The 21,526-nt window shown below is 65.8% G+C and carries 23 protein-coding genes; 15 read left to right on the forward strand and 8 right to left on the reverse strand.

Annotated elements, in window-relative coordinates; translation table 11 throughout:
* Positions 1-177 precede the first annotated feature (177 nt).
* From gspG to F0185_RS15200, 14 genes are all read left to right on the forward strand, one after another.
* Positions 178-660: a type II secretion system major pseudopilin GspG gene (gene gspG, locus F0185_RS15135; protein ID WP_167225710.1), complete on the forward strand. Its 483-nt coding sequence runs from the start codon at positions 178-180 to the stop codon at positions 658-660.
* A 15-nt stretch (positions 661-675) separates the two neighbouring features.
* A complete protein-coding gene (gene gspH / locus F0185_RS15140; protein ID WP_267875869.1) occupies positions 676-1,155 on the forward strand; it encodes a type II secretion system minor pseudopilin GspH in 480 nt (159 codons plus the stop codon).
* Positions 1,156-1,184: 29 nt separating this feature from the next.
* On the forward strand, positions 1,185-1,577 hold the full coding sequence (gene gspI, locus F0185_RS15145; RefSeq protein ID WP_229477020.1) for a type II secretion system minor pseudopilin GspI: 393 nt from the start codon (positions 1,185-1,187) through the stop codon (positions 1,575-1,577).
* Positions 1,574-2,251, forward strand: a complete 678-nt coding sequence (locus F0185_RS15150; RefSeq protein WP_167225714.1) for a PulJ/GspJ family protein — start codon at positions 1,574-1,576, stop codon at positions 2,249-2,251. Before gspI ends, F0185_RS15150 begins: the two co-directional genes overlap by 4 nt.
* A complete protein-coding gene (gspK, locus tag F0185_RS15155; RefSeq protein ID WP_167225715.1) occupies positions 2,251-3,264 on the forward strand; it encodes a type II secretion system minor pseudopilin GspK in 1,014 nt (337 codons plus the stop codon). Before F0185_RS15150 ends, gspK begins: the two co-directional genes overlap by 1 nt.
* A gap of 18 nt (positions 3,265-3,282) precedes the next feature.
* Positions 3,283-4,500 carry a type II secretion system protein GspL gene (gene gspL, locus F0185_RS15160; protein WP_167225717.1) on the forward strand — a complete coding sequence of 406 codons (1,218 nt, stop codon included), beginning with the start codon at positions 3,283-3,285 and terminating at the stop codon, positions 4,498-4,500.
* Positions 4,497-5,030, forward strand: a complete 534-nt coding sequence (locus F0185_RS15165) for a type II secretion system protein M (protein ID WP_167225719.1) — start codon at positions 4,497-4,499, stop codon at positions 5,028-5,030. The genes gspL and F0185_RS15165 overlap by 4 nt, the downstream gene beginning before the upstream one ends.
* Complete coding sequence (gspN, locus tag F0185_RS15170; RefSeq protein WP_167225721.1) at positions 5,027-5,806, forward strand: type II secretion system protein N; 780 nt, start codon at positions 5,027-5,029, stop codon at positions 5,804-5,806. Before F0185_RS15165 ends, gspN begins: the two co-directional genes overlap by 4 nt.
* Complete coding sequence (gspD, locus tag F0185_RS15175; RefSeq protein WP_167225723.1) at positions 5,806-8,049, forward strand: type II secretion system secretin GspD; 2,244 nt, start codon at positions 5,806-5,808, stop codon at positions 8,047-8,049. The genes gspN and gspD overlap by 1 nt, the downstream gene beginning before the upstream one ends.
* Before the next feature lie 22 nt (positions 8,050-8,071).
* Positions 8,072-9,517: a type II secretion system ATPase GspE gene (gene gspE / locus F0185_RS15180; protein WP_166892026.1), complete on the forward strand. Its 1,446-nt coding sequence runs from the start codon at positions 8,072-8,074 to the stop codon at positions 9,515-9,517.
* 10 nt (positions 9,518-9,527) lie between these two features.
* Positions 9,528-10,748, forward strand: a complete 1,221-nt coding sequence (gene gspF / locus F0185_RS15185; protein ID WP_166892023.1) for a type II secretion system inner membrane protein GspF — start codon at positions 9,528-9,530, stop codon at positions 10,746-10,748.
* A gap of 11 nt (positions 10,749-10,759) precedes the next feature.
* Positions 10,760-11,359 (forward strand): type II secretion system protein N, encoded by a 600-nt coding sequence (locus F0185_RS15190; protein ID WP_167225725.1) that lies wholly within the window; start codon positions 10,760-10,762, stop codon positions 11,357-11,359.
* A gap of 10 nt (positions 11,360-11,369) precedes the next feature.
* Positions 11,370-13,604 (forward strand): patatin-like phospholipase family protein, encoded by a 2,235-nt coding sequence (locus F0185_RS15195; RefSeq protein WP_167225727.1) that lies wholly within the window; start codon positions 11,370-11,372, stop codon positions 13,602-13,604.
* Positions 13,605-13,806: 202 nt separating this feature from the next.
* The gene (locus tag F0185_RS15200) at positions 13,807-14,061 is read left to right on the forward strand and encodes a type II toxin-antitoxin system Phd/YefM family antitoxin (RefSeq protein ID WP_167225848.1); all 255 of its coding nucleotides are present in this window, start codon (positions 13,807-13,809) and stop codon (positions 14,059-14,061) included.
* Between the two features lie 120 nt (positions 14,062-14,181).
* Here the strand turns inward: F0185_RS15200 and F0185_RS15205 are convergent, their stop codons facing one another.
* The gene (locus tag F0185_RS15205; RefSeq protein ID WP_166892008.1) at positions 14,182-14,916 is read right to left on the reverse strand and encodes a helix-turn-helix domain-containing protein; all 735 of its coding nucleotides are present in this window, start codon (positions 14,914-14,916) and stop codon (positions 14,182-14,184) included.
* Positions 14,917-15,059: 143 nt separating this feature from the next.
* On the opposite strand from F0185_RS15205, the gene F0185_RS15210 reads away from it, so the two are divergent.
* Positions 15,060-15,635 carry an outer membrane beta-barrel protein gene (locus F0185_RS15210; protein ID WP_167225729.1) on the forward strand — a complete coding sequence of 192 codons (576 nt, stop codon included), beginning with the start codon at positions 15,060-15,062 and terminating at the stop codon, positions 15,633-15,635.
* A gap of 64 nt (positions 15,636-15,699) precedes the next feature.
* On the opposite strand, the gene F0185_RS15215 is transcribed toward F0185_RS15210, so the two are convergent.
* The 7 genes from F0185_RS15215 to F0185_RS15245 all read right to left on the reverse strand — a co-directional run bounded on the left by F0185_RS15215 (position 15,700) and on the right by F0185_RS15245 (position 21,523).
* The gene (locus F0185_RS15215; RefSeq protein WP_167225731.1) at positions 15,700-15,897 is read right to left on the reverse strand and encodes a hypothetical protein; all 198 of its coding nucleotides are present in this window, start codon (positions 15,895-15,897) and stop codon (positions 15,700-15,702) included.
* Positions 15,894-16,094 carry a hypothetical protein gene (locus tag F0185_RS15220; protein WP_166891999.1) on the reverse strand — a complete coding sequence of 67 codons (201 nt, stop codon included), beginning with the start codon at positions 16,092-16,094 and terminating at the stop codon, positions 15,894-15,896. Before F0185_RS15220 ends, F0185_RS15215 begins: the two co-directional genes overlap by 4 nt.
* Before the next feature lie 11 nt (positions 16,095-16,105).
* A complete protein-coding gene (gene hslU / locus F0185_RS15225; protein WP_306667699.1) occupies positions 16,106-17,446 on the reverse strand; it encodes an ATP-dependent protease ATPase subunit HslU in 1,341 nt (446 codons plus the stop codon).
* 29 nt (positions 17,447-17,475) lie between these two features.
* Positions 17,476-18,012 (reverse strand): ATP-dependent protease subunit HslV, encoded by a 537-nt coding sequence (hslV, locus tag F0185_RS15230; RefSeq protein WP_099873691.1) that lies wholly within the window; start codon positions 18,010-18,012, stop codon positions 17,476-17,478.
* A gap of 153 nt (positions 18,013-18,165) precedes the next feature.
* The gene (locus tag F0185_RS15235; RefSeq protein ID WP_167225733.1) at positions 18,166-19,497 is read right to left on the reverse strand and encodes an STAS domain-containing protein; all 1,332 of its coding nucleotides are present in this window, start codon (positions 19,495-19,497) and stop codon (positions 18,166-18,168) included.
* Between the two features lie 299 nt (positions 19,498-19,796).
* Positions 19,797-20,249, reverse strand: a complete 453-nt coding sequence (gene dksA / locus F0185_RS15240; protein WP_054265697.1) for an RNA polymerase-binding protein DksA — start codon at positions 20,247-20,249, stop codon at positions 19,797-19,799.
* A gap of 197 nt (positions 20,250-20,446) precedes the next feature.
* The gene (locus F0185_RS15245) at positions 20,447-21,523 is read right to left on the reverse strand and encodes a CobW family GTP-binding protein (protein ID WP_167225735.1); all 1,077 of its coding nucleotides are present in this window, start codon (positions 21,521-21,523) and stop codon (positions 20,447-20,449) included.
* Positions 21,524-21,526 lie beyond the last annotated feature (3 nt).

Here is a 21,526-nt window from a genome sequence, read left to right on the forward strand (position 1 = left end):
CATCCGATGGCGCTGCCGGGTGTGCCAGGGTAACTTGTATGACGTCCGGCAACGCAAGCTTACACGAGCGCAATTATGACGGTGGGATGACGCAAAAATGCCCGCAGTTGTATAGCGACGGCGGGCCTCATTGGCCTTATACTCCGACTTCATCGTAGAACTTATTACAGACTGACTATGAAACTAGCTGCAAAATTTTCTCTCCGCCAGCGCCGCGCGCGCGGCATTCGCGCCCCGGGCATTCGCGCCCCGGGCTTCACCCTGGTTGAAATCATGGTGGTGGTGGTTATCATCGGCATCCTCGGCGCGCTGGTCGTGCCAAAGCTGATGGGCCGCACCGTCGAGGCGCGCATCACCGCCGCCAAGAGCGATATCGCCAGCCTGAGCCAGGCGCTCAAGCTGTACAAGCTGGACAACCAGCGCTACCCGACCACCGAGCAAGGCTTGCAATCGCTGGTCGCCAAGCCGAGCAACGGCCCGAGCGCGAACGGCTGGAAGTCGGGCGGCTATCTCGACAAACTGCCGAACGATCCGTGGGGCCATCCGTACCAACTGCTCTCGCCCGGCGTGCAGGGTGAGATCGACGTGTTCTCGCTGGGCGCCGACGGCTTGCCGGGCGGTACCGGTGACGACGCCGATATCGGTTCCTGGGAACAGTAAGCCAGGCCGGCTCGCTTGAACGTGACAAAGGCAGTGCGCGGCGCCCGCGGCTTCACCCTGATCGAGGTGATGGTGGTGCTGGTCATCATGGGCATCGTGCTGGGCATGGTGTCGATCAATGCCATGCCGAGCCCGCGCCAGAACCTGGAAAACGAGGCGCGCCGCCTGGCCTTGCTGCTGCAACTGGCGCGCGACGAAGCCATCGTGCGCAACCGCCTGGTCGCTTTCGAAGCCGATACCGAACGCTATCGCTTCCTGGTGCGTAACGAATCGATCTGGGAGCCGGTCACGCGCGACGACCTGCTGCGCGAGCGGCCCTTCAAGAGCGCGCCGGTGCAGGTGCTGCTCGACCCGCCGGTGTCGGTCGGCGGCGGCCCGGTGCGCATCACCTTCGGGCGCGAGCCGGTCGACAAGCCGTTCGTGCTGACCCTGGCGAGCGGCGACGACCGGGTCGCCATCCGGGCCGACGGTATCGGCCACTTTGTCGTTGAGTAACTTTGTCGTTGATCAAACCAGCCGAAAGAATGATGCGCGCTCCTGAACGTTGTCCATCCTCCCGCCAGTCCGGCTTCACCCTGCTCGAAGTGCTGGTGGCGCTCGTCATCATCGGCACCGCGCTGGGCGCCTCGCTGCGCGCGGTGGGCAGCCTCACGTCCAACAGCGCCGGCTTGCGCGCCGCCATGATGGCCACCTGGTCGGCCGAAAACCGGCTGGTGCAGATCCGCCTGGCCAAGGAATATCCGGCCATCGGCAAGAACAGTTACGAATGCCCGCAGGGCGACCTCAAGCTGCTGTGCCAGGAAGAAGTGCTGGCCAGCCCGAATCCGCGCCTGCGCCGGGTCGAGGTCAGCGTGTTCGACAGCACCAGTCCGGAACGCCGCATCATCAAGCTGGTCCAACTGGTGCTCAACGAATGAGTCGGCGCGGGCAGTACGGCAAACGGCAGCGGCAGCGTGGTTTCACCCTGATTGAACTGCTGGTGGCGATCAGCATCCTGGCCATCGTGGCGGTGCTCGGCTACCGCGGCCTGGACAGCATCGTGCGCGCGCGCGAAGCGCTCACCGCCCAGCTCGAGTCGGCGCGCGGCATGCAGCTCGCCTTTGCCCAGATGCAGAGCGACTGCGAACACCTGGCCACGCCCGGCCTGTTGCAGGGCCGTCCCTACCTGCTGTCCGCGCCCGACCGCCTGACCCTGGTGCGCAATGTGTACAACGAAAACGACGCGGCCCGGCTGCAAGTGGTCACTTACCGCGTCGTCGAGCGCATGCTGACGCGGCGCGAAAGCAATGGCACGCGCGACCTGGTCCAGCTCGACGTGATGTGGCAGGCCGCCATCAGCAATGCCGACACCAGTGCCTCGGTCACCCTGCAGTCGGGCGTGAGCGCGATGCAGGTCATGACCTGGGAAAACAATGGCTGGCGCCAGAACACGCAGCCGGTGGCGCAGGCGGTGCCCGACCCGTCCCAGCTTGCGCCCACCGGAGCGAGCAACGTGGCGCCGACCGTGGCGCCGACCGGGCTGCAGGTGCAGCTCCAGATCGACAATGTGGCCGCCGTGATGACCAAATCGTTCCTGTTGGGGGGCATGTGATGCGCCGCCCGTATCCGCGCCGCCCGTATCCGCGCCGCCAGCAGGGGGTGGCCATCATCACGGCCCTGCTGCTGACCATGCTGTCGGTGACCATCGTCGCCAGCCTGTTCTGGCAGCAACAGGTCCAGGTGCGTTCGATGGAAAACCAGCGCCTGCACTTGCAGACCAAGTGGATCCTGCGCGGCGCGCTCGACTGGGCGCGCCTGGTGCTGCGCCAGGACGGCATCGACAACCGCACCCTGACCACCCTGAACGCGGTATGGAACACGCCGCTGGCCGAAACCCGGCTCGACCAGTACATCGAACGCGAACGGATCGAGGGCGAGGTGTTCGACGCCACCCTGTCGGGCCAGATTGCGGACGCCACCGCGCGCTACAACCTGCTCAACCTGGCCAACGGCCGCGATGTCGACAAGATCCACGTCGGGATCTACCAGCGCCTGCTGCAAAACCTGCAGCTCGATCCGGCCCTGGCCCAGCGCACCGCGCTGGCGATGGCCGCGGGCGCGGCGCCGGTCGCGCAAGGCCTCGACTCGAACGGCCAGCCGCTGCCGAAAGACCCCGACGTGGTGACGGTGCCGGTGTCGAGCGGCACGGCGCCGCTGGCCCTGACCCAGCTCGACGACCTTCTCTCGATTCCCGGCTACACCATCGAGACGGTCAACCGCCTGCGCCCGTTCGCCATCGTGCTGCCGGAAAAAACCGCGATCAACGCCAACACCGCCCCGGCCGAAGTGCTGGCCGCGATCGTGGTCGGCTATTCGGTATCGGAAGCGACCGCCCTGGTGGCGCGCCGCAAAACCGCGTCTTTTCGCCATGACGACGGTTTCAAGGAACAGTTGTACGGCCACGCCGAGGACCTGATCAAGAAAACCTATAGTTTCAAGAGCGAATTTTTCCTGGTAAAAAGCCGGATCCGCCTGGACCGGGCCGCGCTCGACGCGGAAGCGCTGGTCCAGCGCAGGCTGGACGATCGTGTGACCACCACGACCGTTTGGGTACGGCAAAATTGAGAACGAAAGCGAGATAGTTTGACTACTTTATATATCCGGCATCCGGCCAGGGCGGACAGCGAAGGGGCATTGGCCCGCTTCGCGCTGGTTGCCGACGGTGGCGCCCTGATGCAGCAGGGCGAGGGTGTGCTGAAAGGCATGGGCGACCTGGTCGCGTCGAGCCGGCGCGTGGTGTTGCTGCTGGCCGCGGCCGATGTGACCTTGCTGCACATTAAAGTGCCGCCGCTGTCGGCCGCGCGCCTGCGCACCGCGCTGCCCAACCTGGTCGAAGAACAAGTGCTGGGCGACCCGGAAGATTGCGTGCTGGTGGCCGCGCCCGCCGCCGCCCCGGACGGCTTGCGCGCCGTCGCCGTGGCCCAGCGCGCCTGGCTCGAAGCGCTGGTGCGCTCGCTGCTGGCCATGGGCGCGCGCTCGGTGGCCGCCTTTCCCGGCCAGCTGTGCCTGCCGCTGGCGCCGGGCAATGCCTCGGCCGCCATCGATGGCGGCGGCATCACCATCCGCCATGGCCAGTATCACGGCCTGGGGCTGGCGCTGGCCGGCGAACCGGCGCTGGCCCTGCAAACGGTGCGCGCGCTGGCCGGCGACACGCCCTTGACCTTGTACGTACACGAGCAGCAGTTGGGCGAATACCAGGCCCTGCTGGCCGAAGCGGGACCGGCCGTCACGCTCGAAGCCGACCACTGGGCGCACTGGATCGCCGGTTCGAAAAGCACGGTGCTCGACCTGGTCCCCGGCCTGGGCGCGGCCGGCGCGCGCACGCGCGACTGGCAGCGCTGGAAGTGGCCGGTGCGCCTGGCCCTGCTGGCGGTGGCGGTCAACCTGGCCGGCCTCAATTACCAATGGCTGCGCTTAAAGCGCGAAGCCGACAACACGCGCACGGGCATGGTGCAGGTGTTCCGCGCCGCCTATCCGAAAGAAACCGTCCTCAGCAACAACCTGGAGCGCCAGATGCAGCAGAAAATCGCCCAGGCCCGGGGCGCCTCGGGCCAGGTCGGCCCCGATGAATTTACGTTCCAGGCCGCCGCCCTGGGCGACGCCATGCGCACCTTGGGCAAGCCGCCCGAGCTGGCCTCGATCACCTTCCGCGAGCGCAGCATGACGGTCAAGGTCAAGCCCGAGGGCGCCGATCCGGCCCTGGTCGCCAACCTCAAGCCGGGCTTGCAGAAGTACAAGCTCGACGTCAGTGAAGTGGCCGCCAACACCATCCTGGTACGCACCCCGGGAGCGAAGCCATGAGCGCCCTGACCGTCGTCGGCGGTTTCAAGGACAAGCTGGCGCTGTACTGGATGGCGCGCACCGAGCAGGAGCGCAAGTTCCTCGGCATCGGCGGCGCCATCGCGCTGCTGGCGCTGGTGTACGGCGTGTTGCTGGCGCCCGCGCTGGAAGGCAGCGCGCGCCTGCGCAAGGAATTGCCCCTGCTCAAGCAGCAAAAGGCCCAGCTCGAAGCGATGGCCAAGACCGCCGCCGAACTGGCCGGCCAGACGCCGCCGCAAGTGACTCCCATGTCGCGCGAGACGATCAACGCCAGCTTGAGCGCGCGCGGCATCAAGCCCGAGTCGGTCAGCATCACGGGCGAGTACGCCAAGGTCCAGGTCAGCGGCGTGGCGTTTTCCACCCTGGTCGCCTGGCTCGACGCGCAGCGCCTCGAACACCGTATCAGCGTGCTGGAAGCGGCCATTACCGTCCCGACCACCGCCTCGCCCCCGGCCGGCCAGGTCGACGCCAGCATGACCTTGCGCCAGAACGCGGATGCGGGTTCGCGATGATGCGCGCCGTGCTATGGTTGGGCGCGATCGTGCTGGCCGTCGTCCTCACCGTGCTGGCGTTCGCGCCGGCCACCTGGCTGGGCGACGTGGTCGAGCGCCAGACCGGCGCGCGTTTGACTCTGGGGGATGCGCAGGGTACGCTTTGGCGCGGCTCGGCCTTTCTCGGCGGCGCGCCCGGGCCGGGTGGCTCGGTCACGCCGCTGCTGCCGGGGCGCTTTGCCTGGACCCTGTCGCCCCTGGCCCTGCTCGGCCAGGTCGACATGACCCTGGAAAACCCGCTGGCCCTGACGCAGCCGGTGCGCCTGACCGGCAGCTGGTCGCAGTGGCAAGTCAGCCCGGCCGCGCTGCTGCTGCCGGCCGAAGGCCTGGCCGGCCTGGGCGCGCCGCTCAACACCTTGGCGCTGTCGGGCGACATGCGCCTGTCCTGGACCACGCTCGGCCTGGCCACGGTCAATGGCGGCAAGGCGGTCGCGGTGGATGGGGTGACCACCCTGGAACTGAACGAGATGGGTTCGCGCATGGCCCCGATCAAGGTGCTGGGCAGCTACAAGATGACCATGGATTGGCAGGGTCAGCAGGCACAACTGAATTTGAAGACCGAACGCGGTGCCTTGTTGTTGGCGGGAAAGGGCAGCCTGAACCAGGGCCGCTTCCAGTTTTCCGGCACGGCACAGGCCGCCGATGGATATGAAGAAACGCTGGGCAATCTCCTGAATTTACTGGGCCAGCGCCGAATGGTGGACGGCAAGAAAACTATCGCCTTAGAGTTTAAATGATGAAAAAACAGTCACTGAGCACTTTCCCTTCCCCGGCGTTGCGCCGCATCGCCGCCGGCGTCCTGTTGTGCTGCGCGGTCGCGGGAGCCCCGGCGCCCGCGCTGGCGGCCCCGGACGAGTCGGCCGCCCTTAATTTCGTCGGCGCCGACATCGAATCGGTCATCAAGGCGGTCGGCCATTACACCGGCATGACCTTCATCATCGATCCGCGCGTCAAGGGCACCCTGACCGTGACGTCGGAAAAACCGGTCACCAAGGCCCAGGCCTTTGGCCTGTTGACCTCGGCGCTGCGCCTGCAAGGCTACGCCGTGGTCACCGGCGATGGCTACGCCAAGGTGGTGCCGGAAGCCGAAGCGAAGCTGCAATCGTCGCCGACCCAGGTCGGGGTGGGCGGCGCCAAGATCAAGGGCGACCAGATCGCCACCCAGATTTTCCACCTGAGCCATGAATCGGCGGCCAACCTGACCGCGGTCTTGCGCCCGCTCATTTCGCCGAACAATTCGATCATGGCCAATCCGGGCAATAACAGCCTGGTCATCACCGATTACGCCGACAACCTGCGCCGCCTGGCCAAGATCGTCGCCGCGCTCGACGCCCCGGTGGCGGCCGACCTCGACGTGATCCCGGTGCGCCACGCGATCGCCTCCGACCTGGCCACCATGGTCAACAAGCTGATGGAGCCGAGCGCCGGCGGCGATTCGGGCCGCATCTCGGTGGTGGCCGATCCGCGCACCAACGCGGTAGTGCTGCGCGCGCCGTCGGCGGCGCGCGCCAACCTGGCCAAGTCGCTGATCGCCAAGCTCGACCAGCCGACCTCGGAAGCGGGCAATGTGCACGTGGTGTACCTGAAAAACGCCGACGCCACCAAGCTCGCGCAAACCCTGCGCGCGGTGGTCTCGTCCGACTCCTCGGCCTTGCCCCAGCAACAGCAGGGCACCACCGGCGGCAGCGTGGCCAGCGGCGGCGGCGCCGCCAACAGCATGACCGGCGGGAATAACCAGAACAGCGGCGCCGGCAACAGCATGGCGCAGCAAAGCCAGACCAGCGGCGGCAGCGGCGGCAGCGGGGCCGGCTTCATCCAGGCCGACGCCTCCACCAACACCCTGATCATCACCGCCCCGGACGCGGTGTACCGCAACCTGCGCGCCGTCATCGACCAGCTCGACGTGCGCCGCGCCCAGGTGTATATCGAATCGCTGATCGTCGAAGTGAACGCCGAAAACGCGGCCGAATTCGGGGTCCAGTGGCTCGGCATCACCGGCAACGAAAACAGCAAGTACCGGGTCGGCGCGCTGCAAAATTCGACCACGGTGGCCGGCAACAACGCCTTGCTCAAGCTGGCCGCGGCCGGGCGCGCGGCCACGCCGGGCGCGGGCCTGTCGATCGGCGTGTTCAAGCAGATCGCGGGCGAACTGGGCCTGGGCGCGATCGCCCACGCCCTGCAAACGACCGGCAACGCCAACATCCTGTCGACCCCGAACATGCTGACCCTGGATAACGAACTGTCGACCATCAAGGTCGGCCAGAACGTGCCGATCATTACCGGCAGCTTCACCACCAACACCGGCGGCGCCGCCGGCGGCAACCCGTTCCAGACCATCGAGCGCAAGGATGTGGGCCTGACCCTGAAGGTGCGTCCGCAGATTTCCGAAGGCGGCACCATCAAGATGGCGATTTACCACGAGACTTCGAACGTGGACCAGTCCTCGCTGTCCGCGCCCTCGGGCGTGACCACCAACGTGCGCATCATCGAAAACAATGTGATCGCCGACGATGGCCAGATCATCGTGTTGGGCGGCCTGATCAAGGACGACACCAGCGACAACGAAGAGCGCGTGCGCGGCCTGGCCGACATTCCCGTGCTCGGCAACCTGTTCAAGTACCGCAAGCGCGGCCGCACCAAGACCAACCTGATGGTGTTCCTGCGCCCGGTGATCGTGCGCAGCAAGGAAGACAGCAACGTCATCGCCGCCGACCGCTACGACTTCATGCGCTCGGCCGGCCAGGCCGTGGGCGGACCGAAAGACAATATCGTCATGCCCGACTACGGCACCCCGGTGCTGCCGCCCTTGACCAACGGCCAGCCGCCGCCGGGCGGCACCATGGCGCCGATGCTGCAGCGACCAAGCCAGCCGCCCGCCACGCCGGCCCCGGCGCCGGGCAGCACCACCGAGCGTCCCTTGAGCGCCCCGGCCACGATCAACCCGGCCGATGTGAACATGTATCGTCCGGCGACAAAATGATGAAGAAGCGGACTATCCAGCGATGAGCAACCTCTTACCTTACGCCTTCGCGCGCGACTTCGGCGTGCTGGCGCGCTCGCCCGACAATGGCGAGCATCCGATCGAAGTGTGGGTCTCGGGCGCGACCGCGCCGGCGGCCATCGCGGAAGTGTCGCGCCGCTTCGGGCGCATCGCGCTGCGTTCGATGGAGCGCGCCGAGCTGGAAGCGGCCATCGCCAGCGCCTACGCCGGCGCCGGCGGCGACGCCTCGCAGGTGGCCGATGAATTCGACGCCGACCTCGACCTGACCAAGCTGTTGCAGGACGTGCCGGCCATCGAAGACTTGCTCGAATCGTCCGACGACGCGCCGGTGATCCGCATGATCAACGCGCTGCTGACCCAGTCGCTGCGCGAAGGCGCTTCCGACATCCACATCGAGCCGTTCGAGCAAACCTCGGTGGTGCGCTTCCGCATCGACGGCTCGCTGCGCGACGTGGTCCGTCCGCGCAAGGCCATCCACGCCTCGCTGATCTCGCGCATCAAGATCATGGCCCAGCTCGACATCGCCGAAAAGCGCTTGCCGCAGGATGGCCGCATCACCCTGCGCGTGGGCGGCAAACCGGTCGACGTGCGCGTTTCGACCCTGCCGACCGGGCATGGCGAGCGCGCCGTGCTGCGTTTGCTCGACAAGGAAGCCGGCCGCCTCGACCTGTCGCACCTGGGGATGAACGCGGCCCTGCTGCCGCAGTTCGATGAGCTGATCAACCAGCCGCACGGGATCGTGCTGGTCACCGGGCCGACCGGCTCGGGCAAGACCACCACCCTGTACGCGGCCTTGAGCCGCCTGAACGCCTCGACCACCAACATCCTGACCGTGGAAGACCCGATCGAGTACGACCTGATCGGCGTCGGCCAGACCCAGGTCAACGCCCGCATCGACATGAGCTTTTCCAAGGCCCTGCGCGCGATCCTGCGCCAGGATCCGGACGTGATCATGATCGGCGAGATCCGCGACCTGGAAACGGCGCAGATCGCGGTCCAGGCCTCGCTCACCGGTCACCTGGTGCTGGCCACCCTGCACACCAACGATGCGGCGGCGGCCGTCACGCGCCTGCTCGACATGGGGATCGAACCGTTCCTGCTGTCGTCGTCCTTGCTGGGCGTGATGGCGCAGCGCCTGGTGCGCAAACTGTGCGAGCACTGCAAGGTGCGCGACGAAGTCGAAACGCCGCAGGGCCGTTCGGTCCAGTGGAAGGCGGTCGGCTGCGACAAGTGCGGCCAGACCGGTTACCACGGCCGGGTTGGCGTGTACGAACTGTTAGAGACGAACGACAAGATCAGCGCCCAGATCCACAACCGCGCGTCCGAAGCCGAAATCCGCACCGCGGCCCAGGCCAGCGGCATGAAAACCATGCGCGAGGATGGCCAGCGCTGGCTCGACAACGGCACTACCACGCAGGCCGAATTGCTGCGCGTGACCAAGGACTAGGCCGAGAACGATGCCCGCATTCCGTTATGAAGCCGTCGATGGCGACGGCAGCACCCGCAAGGGCGTGGTTAACGCCGACAGCGCCCGTTCGGCGCGCGCCGACCTGCGCCTGCAGGGCTTGACGCCCTTGATGGTCGAAGCCATCGCGGCCCAGCTCGACGCCTCCGGGGCCGAGAAAAGCCGCGGCTTCGGCGAGCGCCTGTCGCAGGTCGAACTGGCCCTGTTCACGCGCCAGCTGGCCAGTTTGCTCGAGGCCGGCCTGCCGCTCGAACAAGCCTTCACGGCCCTGCTGGAACAGGCCGAGCGTCCGTATGTGCGCGACCTGGTGGCCTCGATCCGCTCGGAAGTGATGGGCGGGGCGCCGTTTTCCGACGCGCTCTCGCGCCACCCGCGCGACTTTGCCGAGATTTACCGCGCGCTGGTCGCCTCGGGCGAGCAGATCGGCCACCTGGCGCGCGTGCTCTCGCGCCTGGCCGACTACATCGAACGGCGCAACGCGCTGGTGCAGAAGGTGCGCCTGGCGTTCACCTATCCGGCCATCGTCACCGTGGTGGCGTTCGCGATCGTGATCTTCCTGCTCACCTACGTGGTGCCGCAGATCGTCTCGGTATTCGCCAACACCAAGCAAAAGCTGCCGCTGCTGACGGTCATGATGCTGGGCGTATCGAATTTCGTGCGCGCCTGGGGCATCATCGTCGGCATCCTGATGGTGGGCGCGTTCTGGATGTGGCGGCGCGCGCTGCGCAACCCGGTGCTCAAGCGGCGCTGGCATACCTGGCTGCTCACGGCGCCCATCTACGGCAAGTTCGAGCGCAGCCTGAACACGGCGCGCTTCGCCAGCACCCTGGCCATCACCACCGGCTCGGGCGTGCCGATCTTGCGCGCGCTCGACACCAGCCGCGACACCTTGTCGAACCTGGCCATGAAGGAGCTGGTCGAGCAGGCCAGCGCCAGCGTGCGCGAGGGCGTCAGCCTGGCGCGCGCGCTGTCGGCGCAAAAGCACTTTCCGCCGATGCTGATCCACATGATCCGCGCCGGCGAGATCACCGGCGAACTGCCGGCCATGCTGGAACGGGCCGCCAATTCGCAGCAGCAGGACCTGGAGCGGCGCACGCTCACCATCGCCGGCCTGCTCGAACCGGTGCTGATCCTGGCCATGGGCGTGGTGGTGCTGCTGATCGTGCTCGCGGTGCTGATGCCTATTATTGAAATCAATCAGCTGGTGCGGTAAAAAGGAATGTAATGAAGCGTTTGCCAATAGTTTTCAGCCTGCTCGCCGTGGTTCTCCTGTCGGCCTCGATCGCGTACTGGGCCATGCAGTTCATCAAAGGCGAGCAGCGCCCGATCGTGGCGGCCGCCAGCGCGCCCGATCCGGTGCCGGCGCCGGATGCCGCCGCCACCTTGTTCGGCGGCCAGGCCGCCGCCGTGGTGGTCAGCAATTACCAGCTGACCGGCGTGATTTCGGCCGGGCGCGACAGCGCCGCCATCCTGGTGGCCGACGGCCAGCAGCCGCGCGCGCTCAAGGTCGGGCGCGAAGTCGCCGCCGGCGTGACGGTCAGCGCGGTGTTCCCGCGCTACGTGATCCTGTCCGAAGGCGGCGTCGAGAAACGCATCGAACTGGCCACCGACGCCAAGGCCGGCCCCGAGATGGCGCCGCCGATGGCGGCCCCGCCGCCGCCGCTGCCGCAGGGCGAGAACGCCAATCCGGCGCCGGGCGCGCCGCCGGAACCGGCGCAAGGGCTCTCGCCAACGCCGCCGACGACCGTGCCGCCGCCGCAGATGCCAGGGCCGACCCGTACCGTGGTCAGCCCCGGCAACAACAACCAAGCACCAACCCAATAAGGCCACCGCCATGAAGCGATTGCGCGTGCTGGCCGCGGCCTGCGCCCTGGGCCTGCCCGCGGGCGCCGCCCTGGCGCAGCCTGGCGCCGCGCCGCAGCCTGAGGCCGGCGTGGCGGTGACGGCGCGTCCGCGCGTGGCGCTGGTGCTCTCCGGCGGCGGCGCACGCGGCTTTGCCCACATCGGCGTGCTGCGCGTGTTGCGCGACATGCGGGTGCCGGTCGACATCGTGGTCGGCACCAGCATGGGCAGCGTGATCGGCGGCGCCTACGCGGCCGGCTCCTCGGTGGCCGACCTGGAACAGATGGCGCGCCACACCGACTGGGACCGCGTGGTGGCCGACCGGCCGGCGCGCGAAGACCTCGAATTCCGGCGTCGCGAAGAAGACGTGCTGCTGCCGTCGCGCATCGAGTTCGGCCTGCACCGCGATGGCATCTCGCTGCCGCCGGCGGCGGCCGGCAACGCCGCGCTGGAACTGGCGCTGGCGCGCCTGCTGCCGGCCGGCACGCGCGACCGCCCGGTCAATCAACTGAGCCTGCCGTTTCGCTCGGTCGCCTCCGACCTGGTCACGGGCGACCTGGTCGACCTGGTCGACACCCCGCTGTTTTTGACCATGCGCGCCTCGCTCGCGGTGCCGGGCGTGTTCGCGCCGGTGCGGGTGAACCAGCGCCTGGTGGTCGACGGCGGCCTGGTGCGCAACCTGCCGATCGACCTGGCGCGCAAGATGGGCGCCGACATCATCATCGCGGTCAATGTCGGCACCCCGCTGGCGCCCGAGAAAAACCTCGGCAGCGCGCTCGGCGTGGCGCAGCAGATGATCAACATCCTGACCGAGCAGAACGTGCAGCGCTCGATCAGGGAACTCGGCCCGGGCGATGTGTTGATCTCGCCGGAATTGAGCGGCACGAGTTTTCTGGACTTTCGCAATATCGACAGCGCCATCAAGGGCGGCGAGGCGGCCACGCGCGCGCTGGCGCCGCGCCTGGCGGCGCTGGCGCTGCCCGAGGCCGAGTACGCGCTGTTCGAAAACAACCGCCTGGCCACGCCGCCGCTGTCGGACACGCCGATGCTGTTGACCGAGGTCAAGGTCGAGAGCAGCGGGCGCATCAATCCGAAAATCCTGCAGGTGCAGTCCGGCCTGGCGCAGGGCCAGACCCGCACGCGCGACCAGGTGCGGCGCGCCGCCAACAGCCTGTACGGACGCGGCGACCTGGAGCGGGTCGAGACCGACATCGACGACGAAGGCGGCCAGCGCGCGGTGGCCATCCGCGCCACCGAGGCCGGCTGGACCAACAGCCGCCTGCGCGTGGGGCTGGAACTGGCCAGCGACTTCGACGACGCCAACCGCTTCGCGCTGAAAGTGATGCACGTGCGTTCCTCGATGAATCCGTGGGGCGGCGAGCTGCGCACCACGGCCCAGATCGGCGACGAGCGCGGCATCGGGGTCCAGTTCCACCAGCCGCTCGGCCCCGGTTCGCCCTGGTACGTGGCGCCGGCGCTCCAGTACGGCTCGACCTCGCTCGACTTCTTCAGCGAAGGGCGGCGCAAGGTGCGCTATGCCTACTCGCAGCGTTCGGTGCGCTTGGTGCTGGGGCGCGAACTGGGGACCTGGGGCGATGTGCAGTTCGGCGTCGTCAAGCAGCGCCTCGGTGCGCGCGCGCTCATTCCCGAGGATGCGGCGGGCGAGCATGCATCGAACAGCTATCAATACTTCCGTTACCGGGTCGACACGCTCGACTCGCTCGGCTTTCCCAGCCGCGGCTACCTGGTTGACGCCCAATTGGCCGGCACCGGTATCGGCGCCGATGGGGCCACGCCGCTGGCGCAGTTTTCCCTGCTCGGCATGAGCGCTTTCCGCACGCGCGACTGGGCCGGCCATGTGTACGGCGAATACGCGGTCGCCAGCAGCGGCGACGCGCCGCTCAGCCTGGGTGGATTCTTGCGTTTGTCGGGCTCGATGCCGGAATCGGTCGAAGGCAACCGCATCGCCTTCTGGCGGCTGGTGATGGCGCGCCGCATCGGCGCCTTGCCGGTGACCCTGGGCGGCACCCTGCGCGCCGGCTTTTCGCTGGAAGCGGGCGGCGCGTTCGACCGCCGCCAGATCGTGCAGGGCGACGTCACCGCCTTCAAGCAGGCCGTCAGCGGGTTTTTGTCGGTCGACACGCGCTTCGGCCCGGTGTACGCGGGCGCCGGCAAGACCGTACACGGCGGCAGCACCGCCTACTTGTTCCTCGGGCCGATCTGGTAAACGAACTGACCGGAGTCGATCTGACCGAGTGAACGACATATCGTTTGGCAGGTCATATGGAGATGAGGCGAAGGGACTTCACCGAGCGGCATTTGGCTCTGATGAGGCTCTGGTGCGATCGTTTGTCACCCAATGACGAGGATATCCACTTGTGTCCGCCAGACTCAACATCCTGGCACTTGATTGAGGCAGCCAATATATGATGAACATCATAACATTCAGCGACGCGCAGACTAGTTTGAAGACGGTGATGGACGACGTATGCAAAGACCACAACCCGACATTGATTACTCGTGTCAATGGAGAACACGTTGTCATGTTGTCCCTCGCAGACTTCAATAGCATGGAAGAGACAATGTATCTTCTGAGCTCGTTGAAGAACGCGAACCGCTTGATGGAATCCATTGCGCAACTCAAGACTGGCCAGGTCCACACCAAGACGCTAATACGCAATTAGCAAGTAGGCGGTCAACAACAAGATTCGTAAGACGATGCCATAAGCGTTGCCACAACTGCTTGCGGCATTGCTTGTGGCAACGATGAGGATCCGACTTGGATGAGGTCAGCCAGACACGGCTTACGCGCGGCGCAGCGCGGTAAACGCGCTCGACTCCCATGATTGAAAGCCGAGCAGCAAGGTCACGCCGTCGCGCTCGTCGCGGGCCAGGCGGCGGTCGGCCTGGTGCAGGCGCGCCAGCTCGGCCGCCAACTGCTGGATTTTCAGCAGCAGTTCGCGCGAGCTGCCCAGCGACAGGCGCGCGGGCAGGCACAGCAAGGTTTCGCCGGCGCCGTCGAAGCGCCCGCTGAAGTAATCCTCCACCACATGCTCGCGGAAATACTGCTGCACCGGCCCGTCCGGCAGCCAGCGGAAGGTGGTCGAGACGCGCATGCTGTAGCGGTTCAGGGGTTTGAGTTCGATCAGGCCGAGGCGGTCGAGTTCGACCATCAGGCCGATGCATTCCGGCTCGCTCAGCTGGTAGGTTTCGATGATCTGGTCGAGCGTCCAGTTGCCCAGGCAACAGATGGCGACCAGCAGCAGGCGCGGATTGGCCATCAGCGACTTTTCCTGGGTGGGCGTGAGGGTGTCGGCCTGGGGACGGGCATCGGCGGCGCGGCGCAGCACGTCTTCGAGCGGCACCCCGGCCGCCTTGCAGATTTGCGCCAGGCGCGACAGGGCCATATCTTTCTGCCCGAACATGCGCTTGACGCTCGACTCGCTCATGCCGATGCGTGTCGCCAGCGCCTTGTAGGTGATGCCCGCCGCGCGCAACTCGGCGCGCAGCACTTGTATGACCAGCTCGGGTGAGCTCATGCGATTCCTTTAAGGGCAAAATGTAGTGTTATCCGATACTGAATGTACCGAATTTCGGTGCTTCGCACAAGAAGATAGTACTTTTTGCGGAAAAGCAGGACACTGTACTCAGCCCAGAAACATCCCTGACCGAAAGTGAACCGATGCAGAAACTCCCGCTGCTTGCCGTCCTCCTGCTGACCGTGTTCAGCGGTGCCGCCAGCGGCGCCAGTTACGGCGACACCAGTCCGATCTATGCGGGTGGCGGGGCGGGGCGGATGCAGTTGAGCGCGCCATGCGGCGGCGCGGATGGATGCAAGGGACAGGACAACGGCAGCGGCAAGCTGTTCGCCGGTTTCAACTTTGCGCCGTTCAGCGCGTGGCAGGGTTCGGAGTTGACCAGTTCGGTCGAGCTGGTGGGCTACCGCAGCGGCAAGATGAACCTGGCGCGCGAGCGTGGCGCGGCGTCGCTGCGGGGAGCGGGGCTGTCGTACCGGATCAGTTCACGCGAGACCGATGCGCTGTCGGTGCATGCCAGGGCGGGGCTGACCCGCTTGTCGGGCAAGTTCGATGGCGAGTCAAGCGCGTCGACCGGCCTCATGGGTGGCTTGGGGATCGCGTATGCGCTCGACAAGCATCTGTCGCTGACGGCCGATTACGATGTGCTCAGGGCCGGCTTCGGCGCGCTGGCACGCACGCATGTGCATTTGATGACATTAGGCGCGGCCTGGAAGTTCTAGGCGGCGCATACAAGATGGCCTGATCGCGGGCGCCCACCAGGGCGCCCGCTGGCGGCCCTCGGAATCACCCGGCGTACTCGAGCGCCGGCTTCGTCAACGCTTCCATATACAGTTCACAGCAATTGTGCAAGTCTTCAAGCGTTTCGCCCCATGGCGCCGCTGGTTCCACGCTCGAGCTGGTCACATTGCCCTGGTCGTCGTAATACACCGAATAGACCGCCAGTTCCCCGGCCTTGTTCATGACCCGGTAATTCCACGTCATTCGTCCTCCGGCACCAGCCTGGCCTTCTTGAGCGCGCGCTTGGCCGCCTGGCGCTCCTGCGCCGGGCCCTTGGCGTGCGGCCCGGCGGCGCGCAGCTTGGCTGCCACGGCCACCGGATTGCGCACCTTGGCAACCTGCTGGGTCGGCTTGACCGTGATGCGCATCTTTTGCCGCGTCGCCAATGCCTTGTTCGCCATCGCGCGCCTCCTTACAGCACGTAGCGCGACAAGTCTTCGTTGTCGGCCAGTTTGTCCAGGCGCTCGTTCACGTACGCGGCACTGATCGCCACCACGCTGCCGCCGGTCTCGCTGGCGGTAAACGACACTTCTTCCAGCAACTTTTCCATCACCGTGTACAAGCGCCGCGCGCCGATGTTCTCGGTGCGCTCGTTGACCGAAAACGCAATCTCGGCCAGCCGCGTGATGCCGTCCGGCGCAAACTCGATTTTCACATCCTCGGTCGCCAGCAAGGCCTCGTACTGCTTGGTCAAACAGGCGTCGGTGCTGGTGAGAATGCACTCGAAATCGGCAATCGACAGCGATTCGAGCTCGACCCGGATCGGAAAGCGCCCCTGCAACTCGGGAATCAGGTCCGACGGCTTGGCCAGGTGGAACGCGCCCGAGGCGATGAACAGAATATGGTCGGTGCGGATCATGCCGTACTTGGTGTTGACCGTGGTGCCCTCGACCAGCGGCAACAGGTCGCGCTGCACGCCGGCGCGCGACACATCGGCCCCGCCCATTTCGGAGCGCGACGCGATCTTGTCGATCTCGTCGAGGAACACGATGCCGTTCTGCTCGACGTTGGCGATCGCCTTTTGCTTCAACTCGTCATCGTTGACCAGCTTGGCCGCTTCTTCATCGATCAGGATCTTCATCGCTTCGCGGATCTTGATCTTGCGCGGCTTCTTGCGCGCCGCGCCGATGCCGGAAAACATGGACTTGATCTGCTCGGTCATTTCTTCCATGCCGGGCGGGGCCATGATTTCCATCTGGGGACCGGGCTCGGCCACTTCGAGCTCGATTTCGCGGTCGTCCAGCTCGCCTTCACGCAGGCGCTTGCGGAAGGTCTGGCGCGTGCCGTCGCCTTCCTTGGTTTCAAGCGGCGCCGGCGTGACGTTAAAGCCGAAGTCGCGCGCCGGCGGCACCAGGATGTCGATGATGCGGTCTTCGGCCGCGTCTTCGGCGCGCTGGCGCACTTTTTTCATTTCGCTGGCGCGGGTCTGCTTGATGCCGATGTCGATCAGGTCGCGGATGATGGTGTCGACGTCGCGCCCCACATAGCCCACTTCGGTGAACTTGGTCGCTTCGATCTTGATGAAGGGGGCGTCGGCCAGCTTGGCCAGGCGCCGTGCGATCTCGGTCTTGCCGACCCCGGTGGGGCCGATCATGAGGATGTTCTTGGGCGTGATTTCATGGCGCAGCGGCTCGGCCACCTGCTGGCGGCGCCAGCGGTTGCGCAGGGCGATGGCGACGGCGCGCTTGGCCTTGCCCTGGCCGACCACGTGCTTGTCGAGTTCGGAAACGATGTCGCGCGGCGTCATGTTCATGTTCATGGAGTTTGGCATGGTGCTTCCCCTTAATCCAGTGTTTCGATGATGTGCGACATATTCGTATAGATGCACAGCTGGCCGGCGATGGTCAGCGATTTTTTCACGATCTCGGCCGGCGACAAATCGGTGTTTTCTTGCAGGGCCTTGGCGGCCGACTGGGCGTAGGTGCCGCCCGAGCCGATGGCGCCGACCCCGTCTTCGGGTTCGAGCACGTCGCCGTTGCCGGTGATGACCAGGGTCGATTCATGGTCGGCCACCAGCAGCATGGCTTCCAGGCGGCGCAGCACGCGGTCGGTGCGCCAGTCCTTGGCCAGTTCCACCGAGGCGCGCAGCAGGTTGCCCTGGTGCTTTTCGAGCTTGCCTTCGAAGCGGTCGAGCAATGTGAAAGCGTCGGCGGTGCCGCCGGCGAAGCCGCACAGGACCTTGCCCTGGTAGAGCTTGCGCACCTTGCGGGCCGTGCCCTTCATGACGATGTTGCCGAGCGTGACCTGGCCATCGCCGCCGATCGCCACTTGCTTGCCGCGCCGTACGCACAGGATGGTGGTGCCGTGAAATTGTTCCATTATCGTTGCCTCTCAGTGATGGAGCGGCCGGCCGGAGATGGCTCCCGCGCGGCTGCATGCCCCCCAGAAATGGGGATGCTCACGGAAATTGCAAGACAGTTAACGGCCGCTTGCCCATGCCGCGCACCGGCCGGCCATGCTCGGCGGCGCTGGTCAGTACTTGTGCGGGAACAGCTTGGCCACTTCCGTGAAGCCCAGTAGTTTGAACAGTGCGGCGACCAAATGGTTCAATTCGCGCAGCTCGATTTTTTTCTCGGCCGCGATCGGGCGCAAGCGGTTGAGCAGGGCGGCGGCCGCCGAATAGTCGACCCGCGCCAGGCGCGAGCAGTCGAACAGCACCGTTTCGGCGCTGTCGGCGGCGTAGGCGTCGATGGCGTCGAACAGGGCCGTGCCCGACCCTTCGATCACCGACGGCAGCATGAAGCCATCGGTGGCCGGCGGCGTGTGCAGGATGCTGACCGAGGTGGCGGTGCTCAAGGACGGTTCGAACGACGGCGGCGACACCTCGTAGGTGACGCAGTAATCCATCGCCGTTTCTTCGAAGTCTTTTTCGCGGTCGAGCAGCTGGAACAGGGCCAGCAGCAGCAGCCAGGGCGCTTCGCTGGCGTCGCGCTGGCCGATCTCGATGGTCGAGTGGACCAGCTCGGCCAGTTCGGCGGCGCCGGCCACGATCAGTTCGCGGTCGCTGGCGCGCAGGCGGTTCATGGTTTCGAGCAGCAGGGCGCAGCCGTCCGGCGTCACGCTCTGGATGCGCGCAAATTCGAGGCGCAGCACCGGGTTTTCGCTGGCGCGCTGCAACAGGCGTTCCAGGCGCGGGGCCACTTCGCCGTCGAGCACGCCGCTGAACACTTCAGTCGGGGTGACGCCGGCAAAGGTGCGTTCTTCCATGCCCGGAGGCATCAGCGGCGGCGACCACGACGGCGGCGAGGTTTCGAACTGGCTGGCGTAATCGATTGCAATGTTGTCAAAATCCTCCTGGCGTCCGCCGACCTGGTACAGGTCGAACAGCATCCACCAGATGGTGCGGTCGTCCTTGCCCAGCTCGGCCAGGCTGTCGAGCAGCATGTGTTCGGTCACGGCCATCTGGTCGTTGGCGAACATGATGGCGATTTCTTCGATCACGGGCGCGGTCTGGGGCGCCACCAGTGCGTCCGGCAAGTCTTCGTCGGCCAGCAGCTCGGTGGTGGCCAGTTCCAGCATCGGCAGGGTGTCGGTGGTGGCGCCATCGGCGGCCGCGGCCTTGGCCTTGCGCGGGCCGCTGCCCCAGGCCGGCTCGGGCGTGTTGAAAATATCGTTCGACATGGCCGATTCGATCGCGTCGATCTTGGCCGCGGTGGCGCGCGCGATTTCGCGCTGGCGCGCGCGGTCGGCGTCGGTGTCGGCGGCCAGGCGCGACGGTTCACCGACGCGCAGGCGCGAGTCCGGCGCATTCTTGGCGCCGGGCTGCTCAGTTTTCTTCTTGTTGAAGATGGAGAAGATACCCACGTCGTTCCCTGTCTCGTTCTACGCTGCGTACTGCGCCAACCGCACCGGGCGCATCGAGCGCAGCAAGCGCCCTGGTTGATCTGACTGCGGATCTGTCTGCGGAACCAACCGCACCGTCAAGCCGCACGGTAGCATGCCGGCCGGCACCACGCCACCCACCCCTCCTGTCCACTTGCCTGGACAATCCGACATAGTGTAGCCGATAGGCAAGCTTCGAGTCGGATTGGCGGGAGCGGCAAAACAAAAAAGCATGCGGGGGCGAACCCGCATGCTTCTTCGGAGGTGGCGCGCGGCGCGGCTCAATCGCCGTACAGCTTTTGTTTCAGCTCGCGGCGCTGCTGCGCTTCGAGCGAGAGCGTCGCGGTCGGGCGCGCGATCAGGCGTGGAATGCCGATCGGCTCGCCCGTCTCTTCGCACCAGCCGTAGTCGCCACCGTCGATGGCGGCGATCGATTGCTGCACCTTTTTCAGCAGCTTGCGCTCGCGGTCGCGCGTGCGCAGTTCGAGCGCGTGCTCTTCTTCGATGGTGGCGCGGTCGGCGGGATCGGGCACGAGCACGGTTTCGCGCAGGTGCTCGGTGGTCTCGCCGGCATTCTTGAGCAAGTCTTTTTCGAGCTGCTGCAAACGCGCCTTGAAAAACGCCAGCTGCGCCGGATTCATATAGTCCTTCTCACCCATGGCACGGATTTCGTCCTCGGAGATGAGATGGCCTTCTGTATTGACGGCGGGGGTCGATTTAGTTGTTTTAGTCATGACTTCACTTACCTTCGATACGACGGTGGTTTCATTTTATCAGCTAACCCGGTCGCGGCACCGGTAAAGCGGCGGTGCCTGCGCCCGAAGCGCCTACCTTGACGGCTTGCTGAACTGCCGCCTTGTTCGTGTCTTTCCGCCCCGGAGGACTTTTTACTGCCGGTGCGATAAAGCGGGCATCTTAAAACCCGGATAGTTTATACCAAACATTGTTCCAAACCGCTGACAAAGACATCTTTCGGTAAATTTTTGCCAATAAAAACCATTTTGCTGCCACGTTCCTCGTTTTCGCCCCATTTTGCGCCCAGATCGCTGCCCATCATCTGGTGCACGCCCTGGAATACCACCTTGCGTTCGGCGCCCTGCATCAGCAGCACGCCCTTGTAACGCAGCATGCGCGGACCGAAGACATTGACCAGGCTGGCCAGGAATTCGTCGAGCTTGGCCGGATCGAAGGGACGGTCGCTCTTGAAGACGAAGGCGGCGATGTCGTCGCTGTGGTGGCCGTGGTGGTGGTCATGGTGGTCGTGCTCGTGGTTGCAGGCGTCGGTGTGCACATGCCCGTGATCGTGGTCGTGGGCTTCTTCGGCCTTGAGGAAGTCGGGGTCGATTTCCAGCTTGTCGTTCAGGTTGAAGCCGCGGATGTCGAGCACCTCGGCCAGCGGCGCGCGCCCGAAGTCGACCGTGCTGATCGGCGCGCGCCCGAAGTCGACCGTGCTGATCGGCGCGCGCGGGTTGATGCGCATCAGGCGCGCCTTGAGCGCGTCGAGCTGGGCCGTATCGACCAGGTCGGTCTTGGAGATCAGCAGCTTGTCGGCAAACCCGACCTGGCGCTGGGCTTCCTCGTAGTCGTCGAGCTGGGTCATGGCGTGGCGCGCGTCGACCACGGTCAGCACGGCATCTAACATGTAATGCACGCCCACTTCCTCGTCCATGAAGAAGGTTTGCGCCACCGGCCCCGGATTGGCGAGACCCGTCGTTTCGATGATGATGCGGTCGAAGTGCAGCTCGCCCGCCTCGCGCTTTTGCGCCAGCTTGGTCAATGCCACGATCAGGTCGCCGCGCACGGTGCAGCAGATGCAGCCGTTGTTCATCTCGACGATCTGCTCGCTGCTGTCCTGCACCAGGATTTCATTGTCGATGTTTTCCTGGCCGAACTCGTTCTCGATGACGGCAATCTTCAGCCCGTGATCCTCTTGCAGGATGCGGTTCAGGAGCGTGGTTTTGCCGGCGCCGAGGAAGCCGGTCAGGATGGTGCTGGGTATCAAGGCCATGTT

Source organism: Massilia rubra, assembly GCF_011682065.1.
In the GTDB taxonomy this organism is placed as follows: domain Bacteria; phylum Pseudomonadota; class Gammaproteobacteria; order Burkholderiales; family Burkholderiaceae_D; genus Telluria_A; species Telluria_A rubra.

Bases quoted from the DNA above. Each gene is read 5' to 3' on its own strand.
- F0185_RS15165 (WP_167225719.1), top strand. From the start codon at position 4,497: ATGAGCGCCCTGACCGTCGTCGGCGGTTTCAAGGACAAGCTGGCGCTG.
- gspK (WP_167225715.1), top strand. From the start codon at position 2,251: ATGCGCCGCCCGTATCCGCGCCGCCCGTATCCGCGCCGCCAGCAGGGG.
- F0185_RS15190 (WP_167225725.1), top strand. From the start codon at position 10,760: ATGAAGCGTTTGCCAATAGTTTTCAGCCTGCTCGCCGTGGTTCTCCTG.
- F0185_RS15210 (WP_167225729.1), top strand. From the start codon at position 15,060: ATGCAGAAACTCCCGCTGCTTGCCGTCCTCCTGCTGACCGTGTTCAGC.
- F0185_RS15220 (WP_166891999.1), bottom strand. From the start codon at position 16,094: ATGGCGAACAAGGCATTGGCGACGCGGCAAAAGATGCGCATCACGGTC.
- gspF (WP_166892023.1), top strand. From the start codon at position 9,528: ATGCCCGCATTCCGTTATGAAGCCGTCGATGGCGACGGCAGCACCCGC.
- hslV (WP_099873691.1), bottom strand. From the start codon at position 18,012: ATGGAACAATTTCACGGCACCACCATCCTGTGCGTACGGCGCGGCAAG.
- F0185_RS15215 (WP_167225731.1), bottom strand. From the start codon at position 15,897: ATGACGTGGAATTACCGGGTCATGAACAAGGCCGGGGAACTGGCGGTC.
- dksA (WP_054265697.1), bottom strand. From the start codon at position 20,249: ATGACTAAAACAACTAAATCGACCCCCGCCGTCAATACAGAAGGCCAT.
- gspI (WP_229477020.1), top strand. From the start codon at position 1,185: ATGATGCGCGCTCCTGAACGTTGTCCATCCTCCCGCCAGTCCGGCTTC.
- gspD (WP_167225723.1), top strand. From the start codon at position 5,806: ATGAAAAAACAGTCACTGAGCACTTTCCCTTCCCCGGCGTTGCGCCGC.
- gspG (WP_167225710.1), top strand. From the start codon at position 178: ATGAAACTAGCTGCAAAATTTTCTCTCCGCCAGCGCCGCGCGCGCGGC.
- gspE (WP_166892026.1), top strand. From the start codon at position 8,072: ATGAGCAACCTCTTACCTTACGCCTTCGCGCGCGACTTCGGCGTGCTG.
- gspN (WP_167225721.1), top strand. From the start codon at position 5,027: ATGATGCGCGCCGTGCTATGGTTGGGCGCGATCGTGCTGGCCGTCGTC.
- F0185_RS15205 (WP_166892008.1), bottom strand. From the start codon at position 14,916: ATGAGCTCACCCGAGCTGGTCATACAAGTGCTGCGCGCCGAGTTGCGC.
- hslU (WP_306667699.1), bottom strand. From the start codon at position 17,446: ATGAACATGACGCCGCGCGACATCGTTTCCGAACTCGACAAGCACGTG.
- F0185_RS15200 (WP_167225848.1), top strand. From the start codon at position 13,807: ATGAACATCATAACATTCAGCGACGCGCAGACTAGTTTGAAGACGGTG.
- F0185_RS15245 (WP_167225735.1), bottom strand. From the start codon at position 21,523: ATGGCCTTGATACCCAGCACCATCCTGACCGGCTTCCTCGGCGCCGGC.
- F0185_RS15150 (WP_167225714.1), top strand. From the start codon at position 1,574: ATGAGTCGGCGCGGGCAGTACGGCAAACGGCAGCGGCAGCGTGGTTTC.
- F0185_RS15195 (WP_167225727.1), top strand. From the start codon at position 11,370: ATGAAGCGATTGCGCGTGCTGGCCGCGGCCTGCGCCCTGGGCCTGCCC.